General features: G+C 43.7%; 12 protein-coding genes. 5 read left to right on the top strand and 7 right to left on the bottom strand.

Features of this window, described 5'->3' with window-relative positions; translation table 11 throughout:
• Nucleotide 1 precedes the first annotated feature (1 nt).
• Nucleotides 2-892, top strand: coding sequence for a lysophospholipid acyltransferase family protein (locus tag G8O23_RS08790; protein ID WP_166363871.1), 891 nt, complete (start codon nt 2-4; stop codon nt 890-892).
• Nucleotides 893-895: 3 nt separating this feature from the next.
• Nucleotides 896-1,918, top strand: a complete 1,023-nt coding sequence (locus tag G8O23_RS08785) for a glycosyltransferase family 2 protein (RefSeq protein WP_166363869.1) — start codon at nt 896-898, stop codon at nt 1,916-1,918.
• Here the strand turns inward: G8O23_RS08785 and G8O23_RS08780 are convergent.
• On the bottom strand, nt 1,915-5,172 hold the full coding sequence (locus G8O23_RS08780; protein WP_166363867.1) for a sensor histidine kinase: 3,258 nt from the start codon (nt 5,170-5,172) through the stop codon (nt 1,915-1,917). The genes G8O23_RS08785 and G8O23_RS08780 overlap by 4 nt on opposite strands.
• Before the next feature lie 3 nt (nt 5,173-5,175).
• Nucleotides 5,176-5,892 (bottom strand): LytR/AlgR family response regulator transcription factor, encoded by a 717-nt coding sequence (locus tag G8O23_RS08775; protein ID WP_166363865.1) that lies wholly within the window; start codon nt 5,890-5,892, stop codon nt 5,176-5,178.
• A 256-nt stretch (nt 5,893-6,148) separates the two neighbouring features.
• Between G8O23_RS08775 and G8O23_RS08770 the strand changes: the two genes are divergently transcribed.
• A complete protein-coding gene (locus G8O23_RS08770; RefSeq protein ID WP_166363863.1) occupies nt 6,149-9,370 on the top strand; it encodes a GEVED domain-containing protein in 3,222 nt (1,073 codons plus the stop codon).
• An 81-nt stretch (nt 9,371-9,451) separates the two neighbouring features.
• Here the strand turns inward: G8O23_RS08770 and G8O23_RS08765 are convergent, their stop codons facing one another.
• Together G8O23_RS08765 and G8O23_RS08760 are read right to left on the bottom strand one after the other, a co-directional pair.
• On the bottom strand, nt 9,452-10,723 hold the full coding sequence (locus tag G8O23_RS08765) for a hypothetical protein (RefSeq protein ID WP_166363861.1): 1,272 nt from the start codon (nt 10,721-10,723) through the stop codon (nt 9,452-9,454).
• 36 nt (nt 10,724-10,759) lie between these two features.
• A complete protein-coding gene (locus G8O23_RS08760; protein WP_166363859.1) occupies nt 10,760-12,220 on the bottom strand; it encodes an aminoacyl-histidine dipeptidase in 1,461 nt (486 codons plus the stop codon).
• Between the two features lie 432 nt (nt 12,221-12,652).
• Here G8O23_RS08760 and cysQ point away from each other — a divergent pair, with 432 nt between their 5' ends.
• Complete coding sequence (cysQ, locus tag G8O23_RS08755; RefSeq protein WP_166363857.1) at nt 12,653-13,477, top strand: 3'(2'),5'-bisphosphate nucleotidase CysQ; 825 nt, start codon at nt 12,653-12,655, stop codon at nt 13,475-13,477.
• 97 nt (nt 13,478-13,574) lie between these two features.
• Here the strand turns inward: cysQ and dnaA are convergent, their stop codons facing one another.
• The 3 genes from dnaA to G8O23_RS08740 all read right to left on the bottom strand — a co-directional run bounded on the left by dnaA (nt 13,575) and on the right by G8O23_RS08740 (nt 17,553).
• Nucleotides 13,575-15,011 (bottom strand): chromosomal replication initiator protein DnaA, encoded by a 1,437-nt coding sequence (gene dnaA, locus G8O23_RS08750; protein ID WP_166363855.1) that lies wholly within the window; start codon nt 15,009-15,011, stop codon nt 13,575-13,577.
• 350 nt (nt 15,012-15,361) lie between these two features.
• Complete coding sequence (locus G8O23_RS08745) at nt 15,362-16,345, bottom strand: MlaD family protein (protein ID WP_166363853.1); 984 nt, start codon at nt 16,343-16,345, stop codon at nt 15,362-15,364.
• An 11-nt stretch (nt 16,346-16,356) separates the two neighbouring features.
• Nucleotides 16,357-17,553, bottom strand: a complete 1,197-nt coding sequence (locus G8O23_RS08740; RefSeq protein ID WP_166363851.1) for an N-acetylmuramoyl-L-alanine amidase family protein — start codon at nt 17,551-17,553, stop codon at nt 16,357-16,359.
• An 80-nt stretch (nt 17,554-17,633) separates the two neighbouring features.
• Here G8O23_RS08740 and G8O23_RS08735 point away from each other — a divergent pair, with 80 nt between their 5' ends.
• The gene (locus G8O23_RS08735) at nt 17,634-20,306 is read left to right on the top strand and encodes a putative LPS assembly protein LptD (RefSeq protein WP_166363849.1); all 2,673 of its coding nucleotides are present in this window, start codon (nt 17,634-17,636) and stop codon (nt 20,304-20,306) included.
• Nucleotides 20,307-20,316 lie beyond the last annotated feature (10 nt).

The raw sequence follows: 20,316 nt of genomic DNA, 5'->3' as shown, positions 1-20,316 counted from the left end.
GATGAGAAAAATTCTTTTCGGCCTATTTTATGGTTTTACGTGGCTTATTGCCCAAATACCAACTAAGGCATCATTTATTCTGTCGGATTTTATTTACCTCGTAATATATCATATTGCTGGGTACAGACGAAAGGTTGTAAGGAAAAACCTTACCAACTCATTCCCCAGCAAAGATCTTGATGCAATTATTAGGATTGAAAAGGCATACTACCATCATCTATGTGATCTTTTCCTTGAGAACTTTTTTCTACTTCATGCCAGCAGGCAAAGAGCCGTTAAGCGTTGTAAATTTAAGAACCCTGAGGTTTTCGAAAAGCTTTATGCTGAAGGGAAAAGCGCCATACTGGTAAGCGGACATTACGGAAACTGGGAACTCTTTGCGCTTATCGGAAAAGTAGCTAAGCACACATCACTAGGTGTATACAAACCTCTCTCGAACAAGAATTTTGAGGTGATGATGAACCGTACCCGCAAACGATTTGGAGGGATCCCGGTTCCGATGATGGATACACTTAGAGCCATTGTTGATTGCAATAGAAAGGGGCAGCCCTTCTTGCTGGGATTGGTTGGCGACCAAACCCCACCGGCAAAGCATATCCAATACTGGACCATGTTCTTAAATCAGGATACCCCGGTATACCTTGGTATTGAAAAGATTGCGCAAAAATTTGACCTTCCGGTGTACTTCTGCGATATGCAAAAGATTCGTCGTGGCTACTACGAGGTAAATTTTGAGCTGATTACCGACAACCCAAAATCGCTAGGGGAGTTCGAACTAACCGAGCTGCATACCCACAGGCTCGAAAAGCAGATAATGGACAGGCCAGAGTTCTGGTTATGGTCGCATAGGCGATGGAAGCATAAACCCAAAAAAAATACCCAAAGTCAATAGCAGATGAAGAGCATAGCAATTGTAATACTAAATTGGAACGGTAAGCACTACCTCGAACAGTTTCTTTCGGGTGTTGTTTCCAATTCGGCTGTGCCAGGCTTTAAGGTGGAGATAATTGTGGCCGATAACGGATCGACCGATGGTTCCGTGCAGTGGGTTAAGAAGAGCTTTGAAACGGTAAGGCTAATTGAACTCGACAAGAATTACGGTTTTACTGGCGGATACAACAGAGCCCTAAAGCAGGTAACCACCGACTACTACATTCTGCTCAACTCCGATATTGCTGTCCCCCAAAATTGGCTAGTGCCAATGGCTAACTTCATGGAGAGCAGCCCAAATGCAGCGGCTTGTATGCCTAAATTGCTCAACCATGGTAAACCCAGCGAGTTTGAGTATGCGGGAGCAGCAGGTGGATTTCTCGATATGTTCGGCTACCCCTTCTGCCGAGGAAGAATTTTAAATGTGGTTGAGGAGGATAGAGGACAATACGATACCATTCGGGAGATTTTTTGGGCTACCGGAGCCTGCCTAATGGTAAGGGCTACCGAGTACTGGAATGCTGGCGGTCTCGACGATGATTTCTTTGCCCACATGGAGGAGATTGACCTATGCTGGCGACTGAAACGACAGGGTTACAGCATTTGGTGCGTACCCCAGTCGGTGGTTTACCACGTAGGGGGTGGCACTCTGGCCAGCAATAGTCCTCGTAAGGTTTACTTCAACCACCGCAATAATCTGTCGATGTTGCTAAAGAATCTCTCTAGAGTATCGCTGGTTCCCGTTCTGCTCTTCCGATTAGTACTCGATGGTATGTCGGCTGTTGGGTACCTTGCTACAGGAAAACCAAAATTTGTGATATCGGTACTTAGGGCACACCTCCACTTCTACAAGAGTTGCCCACGCATAATTAAGAAACGAAGAGCCTTTAAAAATCCCAAAATATCGCTTTACCGATATAGCATTCTGTTTCAATTCTTTGTAATGATGCGCAGGAAATACTCAGAGTTACCCACTACTTCTCGTTAGGATACTGAGTCGGCCAGCTTTACAGTTATGGTAAATACGCTACCTTTCCCCAGCTCGCTCTCAACAGATATGGTGCCCCCATTGTACTCAACAAACTCCTTACAAATAATTAGCCCCAACCCCGCCCCACGCTCATTGTGAGTACCCAAGGTTTTGTGCTCCTTATCAATTTTGAAAAGATTTTTCAGGTTCTCCTCGGACATACCCACCCCATTGTCCGCAATGCTTATAGCGCAGTAAACGTCCTTAGCCTTTACTGTAATCCCTATGTATCCATCCTCATTAGTAAACTTAACGGCATTGGATATAAGGTTTCTTATCACAGTCCGAAGCATATTCTCATCGGCATACACCTCCATAGACTTTGGCATATCAACCTTTATCTTAATCCTTTTGGCATCAATAATACTTTTCACCAGATCGAGGCTATCGGTAACCATATAGCTTAGCTCAACCCTAATGGGTTTATAACGTATTTGCCCCATCTGGCTCGACGACCAGTCGAGAAGATTTTCGAGCAAGCTATACGTGGTAAGCGAAAGCCTATGCAACTTCTCAATAAATGTTTTTACAGAGTCTTTCTCGGCATTATCAAAATTCGATAGGATGTACTCCGTTGTGCTAACTGCTGTGCTAATGGGGTTCCTCAGGTCATGGGCAATAATCCTAAAGAACTTGTTCTTGGTGGCATCGCTAAGCTCAAGCTGATCTTTCTTAGCCTCAAGCTCTTGGTTTTTAGCCGATATCCACTCGTTGGCATCCTTAAGATGCTCAGCCTGCACCAGTATTTCCTCTTTCTGCACCAGTATTTCCTGGGTGCGCTCCAAAACCAAGGCTTCAAGCTTGTCTTTTTCCTGCACAAGCCTGTAGGTATAGAACTTTACAATTAGTACAACCAAGCCGGTAAATAGCAACAAATACCCTACGTATGCATAGTAAGTTCTGTACCAGGGAGCAAGAATAGTGAAGTGAAACTCTGCCGTGGGGCTTTCTACTCCGTATACATTGCGTGCTTTTACTTTAAAAACGTAGCTGTTGGGTTGTAGGTTGGTATACTCCTTCTTGGTCTCGGTGCGCCATGACGACCAATCCTTATCGTACCCCTCGAGGCAAAAACTGAACGCATTTGGCTTATTACCCTCACTAAAAGGAATTGAGTAGTTAAAGGTAAGGGTATTGCTCGCAAAGCTAATGCGTTGAGGATACATTACCACAGAGGATGGATTAAGATGACGGCGTGGTGAACTCTCGTTAAGCAAATCGTCATAAAAAAAATTGGTGCCTCCGTAAATTATCGAATCGGCAGCTGTAACGCTGGTGATTAGTGCAGAGGGAACATTGTTTAAATCTCTACTAAACTTTGGCTTATAACGAGTTATCCCCCATTCGGTGCTAAACCATGAAGTGGTATCGGTTAGATGGGCAACATACATATGAGTAAGTATATCGTCCCCAATGCTCTCCCAGTAGTTCATCCCGTAATCTGCTTCATCCACGGTGCCCTCAGTGGTTGAATCAGAATGAAAAATGTAATCTTCAAAAACCTTAGTGGCTGAGTTAAATTGATAAAGTTTTCTATCGGTATGAAAAAGAATGGGATCGTACACATCGTAAATCCTGATAGAGCCGACTGAGGAAATTCCGTGCTCTGTACCAAAAAGTTCAACTGCAGTAGGCTCATCATGGTTAACTAGCGCGACTGGCAAGTGATACAATCCAAAATAGTTTGACGACAGCCATAAGTTCCCATCGGAGTCCTCACCAATTTCGTTAACTCCATTATTAATACCAAACTGATATCCCTTGTCAATCCATTTCCCGTTGGAAAACTCCAGAAGAACCAGCCCACTGGAAAGGCCTAGAAACAACTTGGTGGGATCGCGCCTATACTGATGCAGCTTCAGCACACCATCGTACTTAGAAATTTTATGGGCCTTTGCCCCATTGAGTTGGTACAACCCTTTGCTTGTTCCAACAAGTAGTGCAGCCTGATCCTCATCAAAATTTGGGGGAGAGGTGATGCTATACGGCGATTGCCAGTTGGGTGCAGGAGGAATAAAGTACAGAAATTCCCAGGCTTGCTCTACCGTTGCCTTTACAGATATAAATCGTGAGAGTTCAAATGGATTTTGGGCATAGCAAGGAGTGAAAAAAATGCTTGATCCAGTTGATATATATAATGTATCCCTGAGCTCGGCCACATCGGTAATAATACCATTTATACCCCTACCCTCGTTCCAATGCCTAAAGGGCGAAAGGATTTCGACCATTGCAATACCGTTATCTAAAGCCAACCATAGCGAACCATACTCACTTTGATGGAGGAAATATGCTTTACTGGCAATACCAATAGTTTCCTTATCAATAATATCTACAACTTCCCACTGGGTATTAACAATTAGCACATCGCCCTCTAGAGAACTCAGCCCAACAAGCCCATTGGAAAGTTTTGCTCCTTGGTAAAAGGTGTTGTCAATAAAATATTTATTCAGCGCTTTGGCCTTTGAGCCCAGCTTATCGAAAGGAATCACCTCTACCTCCTCACCCACCATATTTAGCATATAAAAACCACTGTTTCTTGTACAGACCAAATAGCCAGATGAAAGAGGTAGTATTGAATGTACCCTACTCTCTACAAATTGCTGCGCACCTTTTACAGGCAACAATTCTCCTCCGCTAAGCTGAAGTAACCCTAACCCTATATTCTGAACAACCAGCCTTCCACCCACGTTATGGCTTAGGTAAAACCTACCGTTATCATTTTCCCAGTAGGTTAGGTTATTATCCGCCCAACAAAAAAGGTATCGTTTGGTAGTAAAGAAAACCGAATCGTTTACGGTTGTAATGCTCCATACCTCCCCAAAATCCTTCATCTCATCGTCAACCATTGGTAATAGCGATGTGTATCCTAGCTGCCCTTTACCATTGGGGAGCAAAAAACCAAATTCGTTAAATCCACCAACAAATATCACCCCACTGTCGGCCAAGGCTAAGCTACGTGCAGCAGAACCATTGCCAAGCCTTATCAACCTCCATTCGTTTCCGTTAAACTCTAGCACCCCATGTGCATTACCGAAATACAAAACACCCCTTGTATCCTCAACAATGGACCAGTTTTGTGTGCCAGCATTGTAATTTTTCGCCGAGAAATATTTTGAAGGAATTAAGCCCTTTACCTGTGTAAAAGCCGAAGTACACACTGTTGATAAAAGCAGCGACAGTATAATTGTGGCATAGCATCCAGCACATTTCATAAGCTAGGGCTTATCAATATCGCTAATTTGCCCCAGCTGCTCCATCGCTTTATCCTTATGCGAACGTCCTATGGGAATTTCGAACAAACCAATCTCAATAAAGGAACAGCTGTAGGCATCAATATGATCGAGCGACACAATATACGATTTATGAACACGAACAAAGTTTCTGGTAGATAATAGCTCCTCGATACTAGAGAGGTTTTGCTTTGATATAACCGTTTTGTCGCGGGTAACCACCTTTACGTAATCCTTCATCCCCTCAACAAATAGTATGTCGCGGAAATTAACTCGAACCATTCTCTTATTCTCCTTTAAGAATATGTATTCGTCGGAGCTCGATGCAATCTGATTCGATCTATTGGAAATGATTTCAGAGATTTTACCCACCGAACGGATTAAACGTGTTAAACTAATGGGTTTGAGGAGGTAATCCACCACATCCAGTTCGTAACCCTCCAGCGCATAGTTTTTATTTGCCGAGGTAATTATCACCAAAGGAGGATCTACAAGACTTTTCAATAGATCAATACCAGAGAGATTCGGCATCTCAATGTCAAGAAAAAGAAAATCGACCTGATGCTCGTTCAAAAAATCTACTACAGAAATAGGATCATTGAAAGTAGCTACTACCTCGATATTAGGGATACGGCAAAGATATCCTTGAAGTATGTCGATGGATAGCGATTCATCATCAACAATTGCGCATCGTAACCTCATGTGTGTACAGCTAAAACGTGTTACATATCGCTCGAAATATAGCCAAATTAAATTAATTACACCTGAACAATATCACGAAAAAAATAATTTAAACAGATAACAAACACACACCTTGCCTTTGGTGGGTAGATACTTGTCGTTGGTCGAAAATAAAAAAACAGCTAAGTACTAATACATATATTGCCTCCCAATTACAAACATCATTATTTTTTTAACCAACAACCATAAACTAAACCATTAACTAAAAGTACTACGTATGAAAAGACTTCTATTCCTTTTTACAATTGTGTTAATGTCATCGCTGACCTTTGCACAGGGATCTGTGGTTAAAGGAGAAAGACCACCAATTGATTTAAACAGCGTACCAGCAGATGCTTACGAGCCGGGGATGGTACAAATTAAGCTGAAACCAACTCTTGAGAAATCTGTTCCGGATGTTTTAATGACGGCAGAAAAGAGTGGGTACGTAGTAACCGGAATTGGTTCGCTCGACAAGCTAAACCAAACTTACGGTGCTTCGGTTTACAAGCCCCTACTTCATGGGATGTACGATGTGTCTCCAAAGTCAGCAGAATACAGAGAACGGCATAAAGTATGGGGATTTCACCTGTGGTTTGTCGTAGAGGTTGACTCAAAGGCTGATGTGAAAGAAATGGTAAAAGAGTACTCCAAGCTAGATGAGGTTGAAATAGCAGAACCCGTTTACAAGAAGCGCCTTATTAGTAATGTGATTCCTGATGATAAGAATAACGATCGTGAGGAAGAGGCTACAAAAGAATCGAAATGGACTCCCAACGACCCACGTTATAACGAGCAGTGGCACTACCACAATACAGGTCAGCAAGGCGGTACTGCTGATAAGGATATCGATCTACCCGAAGCATGGGATATGGAGCGCGGCCTATCAAGTGTAATAGTTGCCGTAGTTGATGGTGGTATCCAAACCAACCACCCCGACTTGGCAGGCAATATGTGGTCGGGCAAAGGGTACAACTTTGTATCCAACTCAACCACAATACAAGCGCATGACCATGGCACCCACGTAGCAGGTACAGTTGCTGCCGTTAACAACAACGGAACTGGTGTTGCTGGTGTTGCTGGTGGAACGGGATCGAACGATGGTGTTCGCCTTATGTCATGCCAAGTTTTCACAAATACATCCAGCGGAGGATTTGGCCAAGCTCCCATATACGCTGCCGATAATGGTGCCGCCATTTCGCAGAACAGCTGGGGTTACACCAGTGTTAACGTGTACGATCAGGCTACTCTAGATGCCATCGATTATTTCAATGCTAATGGTGGTGGAAACGTGCTAAATGGTGGTATTACCATTTTTGCTGCTGGAAACGACAATAAAACTGGCAACTGGTATCCTGGTTGCTACTCGGGTGCTTTTGCTGTGGCAGCTACAAATAATAAGGATGTTAGAAGCTACTACTCAAACTACGGCGACTGGGTTGATATCTCCGCCCCCGGTGGAGAGCAAAGCTCATCGACCGATCCAAAGGGCGTATTGAGCACCTTAACCAACAGTTCCTATGGTTTTTACCAAGGAACGTCTATGGCTTGCCCTCATGTTTCAGGCGTTGCCGCATTGCTAATATCAAATGCAGTACGTAACGGGGTAATACTTACCAACACCCAAGTAGCAAGTCTTCTGAAAAATAATGTGGACGATCATTACTCCCTTAACTCAGGTTACATTGGTAAGCTCGGATCGGGTAGGCTTAATGCGCAAAAGGCTTTGGTTGCCCTACAGGGAATGTTCAACACTAATCCTCCTTCAACACCAACAGGATTAAACTCTAGCAATGTAACCAGCAGCAGCGCAACCCTATCGTGGAGTGCCACAAGTGGAGCCACATCATACGACATTCAAATCCGTCCTCAGGGTGGAAGTTGGAATACCTACAACGTTACATCCAACAGCTACAATGCCAGCAACCTGGCATCGAGCACTACTTACGAGTGGCAGGTAAGGGCTAAAAATAGCGCAGGTACCAGTAGCTACTCAAGCATTGCTTCGTTCACTACTCAGCAATATGTGGCATCATACTGTACATCCAAGGGAAATAACTCATCGTACGAATGGATATCTAAGGTTGTGGTTGGTTCGTTTACCAACACCTCAGGAGCAGCCGGTTACACCGACTTTACCTCTAAGGAAATAACCCTAGAGGCAGGTAAAACCTATAGCATAAGCCTTACCCCAGGTTTCGCTAGCAGCACTTACAACGAGTACTGGAAAATTTGGATCGACCTGAATGGAAACGCAACCTTTGATGCTACCGACCTTATGTTTGATGCAGGTTCGTTGAGCAAAACGACTGTTACCGGAACCATAACAATTCCTGCTGGAACGGCACCAAGAACTACTCGCATGAGGGTTAGTATGAAGTACAATGCAGCACAAACCGCTTGCGAAACCTTTAGCTATGGCGAGGTTGAAGATTACACTGTAAAGATTGTTGCCGCACAAGCAAATCCTCCTGCAACACCAACAGGCCTAACCGCATCTAACATCACCACATCAAGCGCAAGCCTAAGCTGGAATGCTTCAACTGGAGCAACCTCGTACGATGTGCAGTTCCGTCAGCAGGGTGGCAGCTGGAGTTCTTCTAATGTTACCACAACTACTGCAAATGCAACCGGTTTAACTGCAGGTGCAACATACGAATGGCAGGTAAGAGCCAACAACCAGAATGGTAGCAGCGCCTACTCGGCCATATCAACATTTACCACGCAAAGCGCTTCACTAACTTACTGCACCAGCAAGGGTAACAATGCAAACTACGAGTGGATTCAAAGAGTCCAATTTGCTGAGGTTGACAACACATCGGGTAAGAATGGAGGATATGCTGACTTTACTAGCATGACGGCAACCGTTGCTCGTGGCGAAACATTACCAATATACATTCAAGCCGGTTTCAGCGGTAGCAGCTACACCGAGTACTGGTCCATCTGGATTGACTTTAACCAGAACGGTACCTTTGATACCGATGAGCGTGTTGTTTATGGTTCTTCATCGAGCAGCAACCTTCTATCGGCCAACGTAACAATACCTACTGGTGCAGCTCTTGGTACAACCCGCATGAGGGTTAGCATGAAGTATAACGCTGCCCAAACAGCTTGCGAAACCTTTAGCTATGGCGAGGTTGAAGATTACACGATTAATGTGGTGCAAACTAAAACATCAACCTTAACCACCGAGCCTTTTGCTGATGATCTTGGGATGGAAACCAGCGAGATTTACACCGTGTACCCCAACCCAGCAAGCGATATGATTACCGTTAGCCTTAACGGCATAAGGGGTGACGTTTCGCTTAAGATTTACGATGTTCAGGGTAGATTAGTTAAGGATGAATTCCTTTACAACCTCGACACTCAGATTGACGTAAGCGATCTTGCCAAAGGGGTTTACATTATCTCTGTAGATGAAGAGAAAATGCCAATCAACAAACGATTTGTTAAAATGTAGGTGTTTAGAAATAGAGTAATAGAAAAAAGAGGCACGAAATCGTGCCTCTTTTTTCTATCTGTAGAATTTAGTTCCGTAGCCTTAGAAAGTATATTTTGATGCAATAAGAATGCGATGGTTCATCATATGATCAACATTCTGAGGAACCCCAAACTCAGTAAACGATTCTCCATAGTTGGCCGTATTGTATAGGTACTCCATTGCTAAGCTAAACTTTTTATGGGTATATGAAATTCGTGGAGAAATACGTAAACCACTTGCCAGATTGGCTGCTCGTGCATACCAAATGGGGCCATTTACATCAACTCTTTCCTTGGCTCCCAACGACCCCATTGAACCAGCAAAAAGACCAGCATTCCAGTGCTCGTTAAAGGAATAAATAGCCTCAAGCCAACCAGCATAAGTTCTTAAATTGGCATAGCCATAATTAGTCGTATTTCCTGCATCGTCCAAGAGGCGACCATAACCACCAATCATCACAAAATGGGTCATATTCTCACCATACGACATCTTAGCCTGTAGGGTAAGGTTCGATAACTTAACTCTTCCAAACCATTGTAGATTGTATGCGCCCAGAAGTTCGGGGCTATAGTATCGAATTCCGCCAGCCACTTCCTCCAAGGGTTGTAACCACATATATCCTAGGGTAAACCCTGTAGTGAAGTTGGGCTTATTACCTATATGCAGCTGTAACTGCATGTCGGGCAAGCCCGAATTGCGTTGAGCAGCTTCGGGTCCAACGCATGAATGATAACCGTGTGCCAAGGCTGCAACAACAACCTTTATACTTTGCGAAGGAAGGTAGTCGACCCGAACCTGTGGCGATCGGTTCAGAGGGTTGAATGGAGCAGCAGCACCAAATGAAACAACGTGTGGAAAGAGCTCTGGAGTAAACATCGGGTGCCAATACTGGCCAAGGGTAAGGCTTACTTTTTCCCATTGCAACTTCATCAGCGCATGCCTTACCCTAAGGTGGTGCTTGTAAGCCTCGGCTGTTGCAAAAAAATCGGTTTCAACCATCCCGCTAAGCTTTGCATTAAGTACATCGGGTCCTGCAATTTTAACCCCAAGCCGAGACTGTAACGATAACATTTCAAGCTGGGAGTTAGCATTAATCAGTTCGTCTGTCTCGGGATGATAAGCTGGAGCTGCTGGGTAAAGGTACAGCTCACCATCGCGGGTAAACACCGAACGATGCGTATCGAAAATCACCTCGTGCGAAATGTATCCGTAAAAATCGTATGTTATTTTATCCTTCTCGTCGGCCTCTTGAGCTACTGCTGATTGTACAAAACCGATACCATTGGCAACCAGAACTAACGCCAGAAGCCAACCACATTTAGTTTTTCGCATATGGTAAAATATTAAGATTCAATAAAAAAATAGATCCTATGCTTTTGGAATATTCCCCAGCACATCAACTAACAATTTCCAAAACTTATCGTTGGATTCAATATCGAGACGCTCATCGGGTGAGTGAGCTCCTTTAATGGTTGGCCCGAACGAAATCATGTCAAGATTAGGATACTTCTCGAGGAACAGACCGCACTCCAACCCAGCATGAATTGCCCTTACCACGGGTTCGGTACCAAACAGTTTTTGGTACGAACTCTTAGTAATCGATAAAATGGTAGAATTGGTATTTGGTGTCCAGCCAGGATACCCACCAGTATGTACCACATTGGCATTGGCCAAGCGGAAAACGCTTTGCACCATATTTCCCACATCAACCTTTGAAGAGTTTGTAGAGCTCCGCTGGCTAGTGGTTACAAGTATCTGGTTATCCTGTATAAACTTTATTGAGGCAAGGTTTGTTGAAGTTTCAACCAGCCCAGGGATAGAGTGGCTCATAGCAATGACCCCATGAGGACAGGCATATAGGGCATTTAATAGGTCAAATTGCGTTGGCTCATCAATAACCCATTGGGGCATATCGGCCTCTTTGATCTCTATCTTTAGGTTTGGCTCCACTGCGCTAAGCTCGGCAAAAATATCGGACTTATACTGTCCATAGAATTCCATCATACTCTCCTCATCATCCTGGTGAATTAGAAAGGTGGCAAACGCCTCACGGGGAATAGCATTGCGTAAATTACCCCCCTCCAACTCAGAGATGCGTAAATCGTACTTGTTTGATCCCTTCCAAAGGAACCGATTAATTATTTTAATGGAGTTGCCCAACCCTTTATCGATATCATCGCCACTATGACCACCTTTGAGGCCAGTTATTGCCAAACGGAAGGGTTTGAAGTCGCTCGGAACTTTCTCTGTATCATAGGCAAATGTAATTTCGGTATCCATCCCGCCAGCACAACCAATAAATAGTTCTCCCTCATCCTCGGAATCGAGGTTGATAAGTATATCAGACTTTATAAAACCGGGTTTCAACTCAAATGCTCCAGTTAACCCTGTCTCCTCATCCACAGTAAACAGACACTCGAGAGGGCCATGGGGCACGTCCTTTGAGGCCAAAATTGCCAGCTGGGCTGCCATTCCAATTCCATCGTCGGCTCCAAGGGTAGTCCCCTTGGCTCTTACCCAAGCACCATCAACATAGGCATTAATAGGATCGGTGTTGAAATCGTGGGTAACATCACTATTCTTCTCACAAACCATATCCATATGGCTTTGCAGAACAACAGACATCCGGTTTTCCATCCCCTTGGTGGCAGGCTTACGTATGAGTATGTTGCCAGCGTCATCGGTTAGGGTCTCTAGTTTATGCTCCTTGCCAAAATTGATAAGGTATTCCATTATTTTCTCCTCTTTCTTAGAGGGGCGTGGAATCTGAAGTATTTCAGCGAAGTATTTCCAAATATCAGCAGGAGCCAGTTTCTCTATTCCGTTCATAACTTTGGTATTTTAAATATTCCCGTAAACTTATCGCATTAAATGAGTTCATGCAAATATTGCATTAATTTTTAAAACACAATAGGCTTTAGCCGATTATGTGAATAAAGTTTACTACCCTTATTACACCTCTGTTTCTTTGCCTTTTCTGCCTTAACCTATTAGCCAAAGCATTTTGTAGAACATAAAAGTGGTTGCAGAATAGTAGCAGCGATCTTTATTCGATCGGAACAATGCCCATAGATGCCATACGATGGATCTTCATTATACCCAGCCATACACAACCATACTTTAGACTGATAATATGGTCTTTAGTAATTATATTCACTATTCATTTTGACTTTACATCGTTTTGTTATTATTTTGCTTCACAAATTTTCGACAACAAAAAGATGAATTGCATGCTGTACTGGTATGCAAAAACAGTTTAAAATGATTGAACTACCAGAACTTAAGCACTTGCTCTTTATAGCAATTAACGCAGCAGTTAGGGCAGGTGCATTAATAATGAAAGTGTACAACTCCGATGACTTTCAGGTTAACCTCAAATCGGACGCTACACCACTAACCCTTGCCGACAGGCTAGCCAACGATGAAATTGTAAAATCGTTAATGAAAACCAGAATCCCTGTACTTAGCGAGGAGGGTCGAGACCTCCTCTACGAAGAGAGAAAGGGGTGGGAGTACTTTTGGCTTGTTGATCCTCTTGATGGCACCAAAGAGTTTATAAAGCGTAACGGTGAGTTTACTGTTAACATTGCCTTGGTGTTCCAAGGTTACCCAATACTGGGCGTGGTGTATGTTCCTGTTTTAAACCAGCTGTATTTCTCAATCAATGGGCTTGGTTCGTATAGAGTAAATGGCATTTCAAATCCAATTGATGAGCAATCGCAGATTGATTCGTTTATCAACAAATCGGAAAAACTCCCCATTACATCAAAACGGAACAACTACGTAATTGTGGCCAGCCGATCGCATACCTCTCCCGAAACGCAAGATTTTATCGACAAGGTTATAAAGGAGAAAGATGAGGTTGAAATCATTGCCAGGGGATCATCACTAAAGATCTGTATGGTAGCGGAGGGTAATGCCGACATTTACCCTCGTTTCGGAACCACCACGGAGTGGGACACGGCCGCAGGTCAGGCTGTAGCCGAAGGTGCAGGCTGCAAAGTGCTATCCCTTGACGATGGTAAGCGCCTTACGTACAACAAGGAGGATATTGAAAACCCATGGTTTGTTGTTAAGCACGAGTAATATTTAAACTTCAAATCAAGTTTGAATACATATATAAAAAAGGCAGCATACTGAATTCAGCATACTGCCTTTTTTGGGAGTTATACCCCCAAAGTTATTATAATTTCAGCTTACGCTCTATATCCTCAATCTGATTTTTAAACCGTTTATCGGTATCTATAAGGTTATTAACGGTTTTGCATGCATGCAGCACGGTGGCATGATCCTTGCCCCCAATCAAACTCCCAATGGTAGATAGCGAACTTTTGGTTAAACTTTTTGAGAAGTACATTGCAATTTGCCTTGCCTGCACAATCTCGCGCTTACGGGTTTTGGTATGCAGCACATCGCTGGGTAATCCAAAGTATTCGCTTACAATCTTCTGTATGTAATCAATTGATATTTCGCGCTTGGTATTCTTAACCAGCTTATCAATCATCTCGGAGGCTAGCTCAATGGTTATCTCCTTACGGTTTAGAGTAGACTGAGCCAACAACGATATAAGGGCTCCTTCCAGCTCGCGAATATTATTGGTGATGTTTGTTGCAATGTACTCAACCACCTCGTCGGACAAGTCAATACCGTCCTTATATATCTTCTGACGAAGGATGGCTACCCTGGTCTCAAAATCGGGCGATTGCAAATCGGCGGAAAGGCCCCACTTAAATCGCGACAACAGGCGCTGCTCAAGTCCTTGCAGCTCTACAGGTGGTTTATCGGATGTTAGAATAATTTGCTTCCCCGCCTGATGTAGGTGATTAAAGATGTGGAAAAAGGTATCTTGAGTCTTCTCCTTACCGGCAAACTCATGCACATCATCAATAATCAGCACATCAATCATTTGGTAGAAATGCACAAAGTCGTTGGTATTGTTATTACGAACGGCCTCCACGTATTGTGTTTGAAACTTAACGGCGTTAACGTAAAGAACCACCTTTTCGGGCGACTTTTCCTTTACTCGGATTCCAATGGCCTGAGCCAAGTGGGTTTTTCCAAGTCCCGAATTCCCATATATGAGCAAAGGATTGAATGCCGTTTTACCAGGTGCATTGGCAACTGCCATCCCTGCCGAACGAGCTAACCTGTTGCACTCTCCCTCAACATAATTGGTAAAGGTATTGTCGGGGTTTAGCTGCGGATCGACATGCAGCTTTTTGATGCCAGGGATTACGAATGGATTTTTGATTTTGTAATCGCCATTGCTTGTGTGCTGCATCGAAACCGGCTTATTCCTAAGCTCGGTTTTGTTTTGTGTTGGCAACACCACGGTTACAGGTTTACTCGATAAGGCGCTGTGATTTTCCATCACAACGTTGTACTCGAGCTTTGCACCCTGCCCCAACTCTTTTCGTAGGGTCTTTCTGAGGATATCGATAAACTGCTCCTCGAGGTACTCGTAGAAAAATGGGCTTGGTACCTGAATGGTTAAAACATTGTTCTCAAGTCTTAACGGTACAATGGGCTCAAACCATGTTTTGAAACTAACTGGAGGAACGTTATCCTTTATGATTTTCAGACAATTACCCCAGGCTTCCTGGTAATCAACAACCTTCACAATGCTTACTATTTATATGTTAAAACTTTTGGTTAATCGAAGTAGGGAGAACAAAATTGTGAAAAAATTACTGAAAAAAAAACAAAAAAAATGTTGCTTTTGTCAAACCTCATTTAAACGGTTATATATCATGCAAATATTTTTTATTTTTTTTCACACAAATCCCTATCCTCCTGTTAATCTGAACACTAGGTTGTTGATAACTATAAAAAGTTGAGGGATAAAACTTTGCAGCATACATCTTAAGCAATAGCTAAGAAGTGTAAAGTGACTCAAAAATACAAAGTCACTGTGAATTAACCTCATAGGACTATTGCCTTGTTTTACAGTGCATTATAAAATATCAGCGCTTAATCCTTTGATTCGACATATCGGGTACGGCTGAAATCGATGAGAGAAAAGTTGATGTAACGTTTTGGATTTACTTTCATATCGTAAAGCAGCAGCTCTAAATTCTTTGCCGATTGCTCCAAATTATTGTACAAGGTATCGTTGTGCATCAATGCCCCCATTGACCCCTCCCCAGCATTAATACTTGTAATAAGTTGGTTTACTGCCATCAACGCCGAGTCGGTTTGAGCTAATATGCGCCCTAGGTTAGCTTTAGCAATGGTATCGCTAATTGCAGCAAAGTTGTTAATAACAGTGTCGATACCCGATGCGTTACTTTTTAAGCTGTGGGTTAGCTCATTCATATTGCTAAGAATTTTCTTTAGGTCACTCTCGTCGGAGTTAAGCAGCTCATCAAGAGATTTCGATGCGCTATTTATATTCTCCAGGGAACTGCTTAGCGAGGCGAAGCTCCTATTGATGTTCTCTTGATTTTGTGGATTTAATACCTGATCAACAGCTGTTAAAACCTTACCCAAATCTTCCATTAAGGTTTCGGCTTTCTCCTTAATGGGAACCATCTCGTAAATAAGCTGATCGAGCAATCCTGTTTCAATGGACGAGATTAGCGTATCACCTTGTGAATGGTACTCTTGATTGGGAGCGAGCTCAAGGCGAATGGCCTTTCCCCCCATAATATCGGAGCTAATAAGTTTGGCAACTGAATTTTTGGGCACAAGGTATTTCTTCTCAATAAGCAACGTTACAATTATTCGACCCGTATGCCCCTCCTCAAATTTTATGCTCTTCACTGTTCCCACCTTATAACCACTAAGCACCACATCGTTTGTAACTTTTAGGCCATCTACCCTATTGTAAACTGCATGAAATGTATTGGTTCGGCTAAAAACATTTTTACCCTTTAAGAAGTTAACCCCCCAAAACAGGGTGGCTAAACATATTGCTGTGAATAATCCAATCTTTGCTTCACGAGTTATCTTCATAACGTTACATTTTAATTCGATGAAATTCTTCGAGCCTGATCTAAAGGAATCTGCTTGCCATCCTTAAATGCTACAATAAATGCATCGGGGAAGTGCTCTCGCACTTGCTGGCAAAAGGCTACTGTTTCGGTATATGTGGACTTGCTACCAACCAAATACTTAAACAGGCCATCAACGGCAAGTTCTTCAACATTACTTAGCTTTGTAAATATTGGTGAGGTAGCTGGGATGGGATTACTAGAAGCAGTTACCTGTACCTTGTAGTGTAGCCCATTTCCAATAGCTGCTGGCTTTGCTCCCTGCTGCTCATCGCTCCATTGGCTTGTTAAAGTGGTTGCCTCCACTGTTTTACTCGACGACAACACCTGGTCGAACTGGTTTTCGGCAGTGAACGCACTCCTCGATTCCACCAAACTCTTATACTCCCTAAACGCCCTGAATATTGCTGAGGCAAGATACGCCTGCCCTTCGGATGTTATAAGGTATTCCTCCTCCTTGGGGTTACTTAAAAAACCTAGCTCAACCAGTACGCTAGGCATAGAGTTTTGCCATAGCACCACAAATCCTGCCTGCTTAACGCCCCTGTCGCGCCTCCTAGCGCGCTCCCTAAACTCATCCTGAATAAGGCTAGCGATATTAAGGCTTTGATCTAGAAAGGAGTTCTGCATCAGGCTAAAGATGATGTATGATTCAGCTGAGGTTGGATCGTACCCTTCATACTTTGATGTATAGTCCTCCTCGTATGCAATTACAGCGTTCTCGCGCATGGCCACATCCAAATTGTCCTGCGACTTGTGTAACCCCATTACGTAGGTTTCAGTTCCGTAAGGCGATCGGCTTGGGTTTGCATTACAATGGATGGAGATGAAAAGATCAGCCTCATTCTCGTTGGCTATTTGGCTCCTCTTTTCGAGGGGCACAAAAACATCCGTTTTGCGTGTGTAAATAACCTCCACATCGGGGAGGTGCTGCTCAATGTAACTACCTACTAACAGGGCAACATTAAGCACAATATCCTTCTCCAAAGACTTTTTGCCTGAAGCTCCTACATCGCGCCCGCCATGGCCTGGGTCAATAACCACCTTCCGCAGCTTGTATATCTCCTGTGAAAAACCAACAGAGGGGAAGAGTAAAAATAAGGTTACAACCCATACTACGGCTAGCCGAAAGCCCGTTATTATGTTTTTAATTTTATTTACAACTCGCATATGCTCAAAGATTCTTTTTTTTAGTAGTTTTGAGCTCGATTTCTAAGTATTATCCCACAAAAATAGCACTAAAATTGCATTTGAGAGCAACTCTTTTTTTATTTCTTTCTTTTTTAGCGACTAACTACGTTTATCCAAACACACTAGCCGCTAATCTTAGCAATTATTCTGCACAATCGCCCGACACAACAACCATACCAACAGATACCCTTAGTATAAGTACCGACTCGTTAACTCTTCCTAAGGATTCGGTAACCATAGCAGCCGATACCCTAAAACCTAAAACCAAATCGCCCATCGACGATCCCATTTTTAAAGAGGCCAAGGACTCGCTCCTCTACTCCATCGATGGGAAGAAGGTATACCTATGGGGCGATGCTAAGGTAAAGTACCAACGTATGGAGCTAACTGCGGCATACATAGAGTACGATATGGAAAGCAGCATTGTATTTGCAAGGGGAAGACCTGACTCCACTGGGAATATTATTGGTAAACCAGTATTTAAAGAGGGGGAACAGGTGTTTAATATGGAGAGCATGCGCTACAACTTCGATACCCAAAAGGCTAAGATATATGGGGTAATTACCGAGGAGGCCGATGGCTTTTTGCATAGCCACGACACCAAGCTTATGCCCGACAAGTCGATAAATGTAATGGGTGGAAAGTACACCACGTGCGATCATGAGGAGCCGCACTTCTACATCTCCATCTCAAAAGCAAAGCTCCTCCCTAACGACAAGTTGATTACTGGGCCAGCCTTCCTAGTTATTGAGGATGTTCCATTCCCATTAATTCTCCCCTTTGGCTTTTTCCCCAGCAAGAAAGGACGCTCCTCGGGAATTGTGATGCCAGAGTACGGCGAGGAGGCTCAGCGAGGCTTTTTCCTACGTGGCGGGGGGATGTACCTTGGGCTGAGTGATTACTTTGACCTTAAAGTAACAGGGAACATTTACTCAAAAGGATCATGGGCAACCAACTTTCTTACCTCTTACCGTAAGCGTTATAGATACTCAGGCAGCTTTGCTTTCGATTTTTCGCAGAATATACTGGGCGAAAAGGGGTACCCCGACTACATGAAGGATCAGTCGTACTGGCTAAGATGGAGCCACAGCCAAGATCCTAAGGCTAACCCTAACTCTACATTTCAGGCAAGGCTAAACCTGGGATCGCCAAGCCATAACCGTTACAATGCACAAAGCGTTGATAACTTCCTAACCAACTCTATCTCATCAAGCGTTTCCTATTCAAAGGTTTGGCCAGGAACACCCTTCAGCATGACCGCATCGATGAACCACTCGCAAAACAACCGGGATAGCACGATCAACATTGGCTTCCCAAAGATGGCGCTGAACATGAACCGAATATATCCATTTAAGCGCAAGAACAATATTGGCGCTCCGGCATGGTACGAAAAGATTGGATTATCGTACAGTGGTAACCTCGACAACTCAGTAAATACCCGAACTGACTCCATCCTATCGCTAAGTACATTTGAAAAGATGAGGAACGGAATGCAGCATCGAATTCCCATATCAACCTCATTCAATGTGCTTAACTACATCACAGTTAGCCCCTCGGTAAGCTACAACGAGAGCTGGTACACCAAAACAATAACCAAACGCTGGGATCAGGAGGAGCAGAAAATTGTAACCGAAGATGTTCAGGGTTTTAAACGAGCCTACCAGTACAACTCATCGGTATCGGCAAGCACCAAACTTTATGGAATGTACAATTTTCGATCAACATCGAAAGTACAAGCCATTAGGCACGTAATGACTCCCAACGTATCACTCTCGTACAGGCCCGATTTTAGCGAGGCCAAGTATGGCTTTTATGAGACTGTGCAAGCTGACTCGGCTGGCACCCGCGAGCATGAATACTCAATCTTTCAGGGAGCCCTCTTTGGTAGTCCCGGCAAGGGCAAAAGTGGGGTAGTAAGCTTTGGACTTACCAATAATGTTGAGATGAAGGTACTTAGCGACAAGGACACGACCTCTAACACTCGAAAAATAAAACTTCTTGAAAGCTTTAACCTCAACACCGGATATAATATGCTTGCCGACTCCATAAACTGGAGCCCAGTTTCCGTAACTGCCCGCACCACCCTCTTCGAAATGTTTAACATCAACTTTTCTGGAACTCTCGATCCATATGGCCTTGATGAGCGAGGTAATAAAGTTAAAGAGTTTCAGTTTGACCTTAACCGTCAGTTATTTAGGCTAACAAGTTTTCGTGCTGGTGTGAGCTTCTCGCTAAGTGGGGGCGAAGGTGGCGGTGGATCGGGTGGCCACGGAGGTAGTCTCGATGCTCACAGGGGGGACATGCGGGGAGGTTTAGACGGCATGCCGATGGGAGGAGATATGGACAATCCTATGTTTGGCGAAAGCATAGGCACAGGGTATATCGATAGCGACTACGTTGACTTTGATGTACCTTGGAATATGCGGTTCGACTACTCCTTTTCATACGCTAAACAGCGGCTTGAACCTGTTACAACCCAAACGCTTTCTTTTTCAGGCGATGTTAGCCTTTCGCCCAAATGGAAGATTGGCTTCCGCTCGGGGTACGACTTTAAAGGCAAGAAGCTAACCACCACTTCGCTCAACTTTTTTAGAGACCTGCATTGCTGGGAGATGAGCCTTTCGGTTGTACCCCTGGGATACCTAAGGAGTTTTAGCTTTAAAATTAACGTTAAATCGGGTACGCTTCGAGATCTTAAGCTCTCTCGTCGTCAAAGCCATTACGATAGATAGTATATTTCTT

This window comes from Perlabentimonas gracilis (assembly GCF_011174675.1).
Taxonomy (GTDB): Bacteria; Bacteroidota; Bacteroidia; order Bacteroidales; family Tenuifilaceae; genus Perlabentimonas; species Perlabentimonas gracilis.
This window is presented reverse-complemented; position numbering and strand designations above follow the sequence as displayed.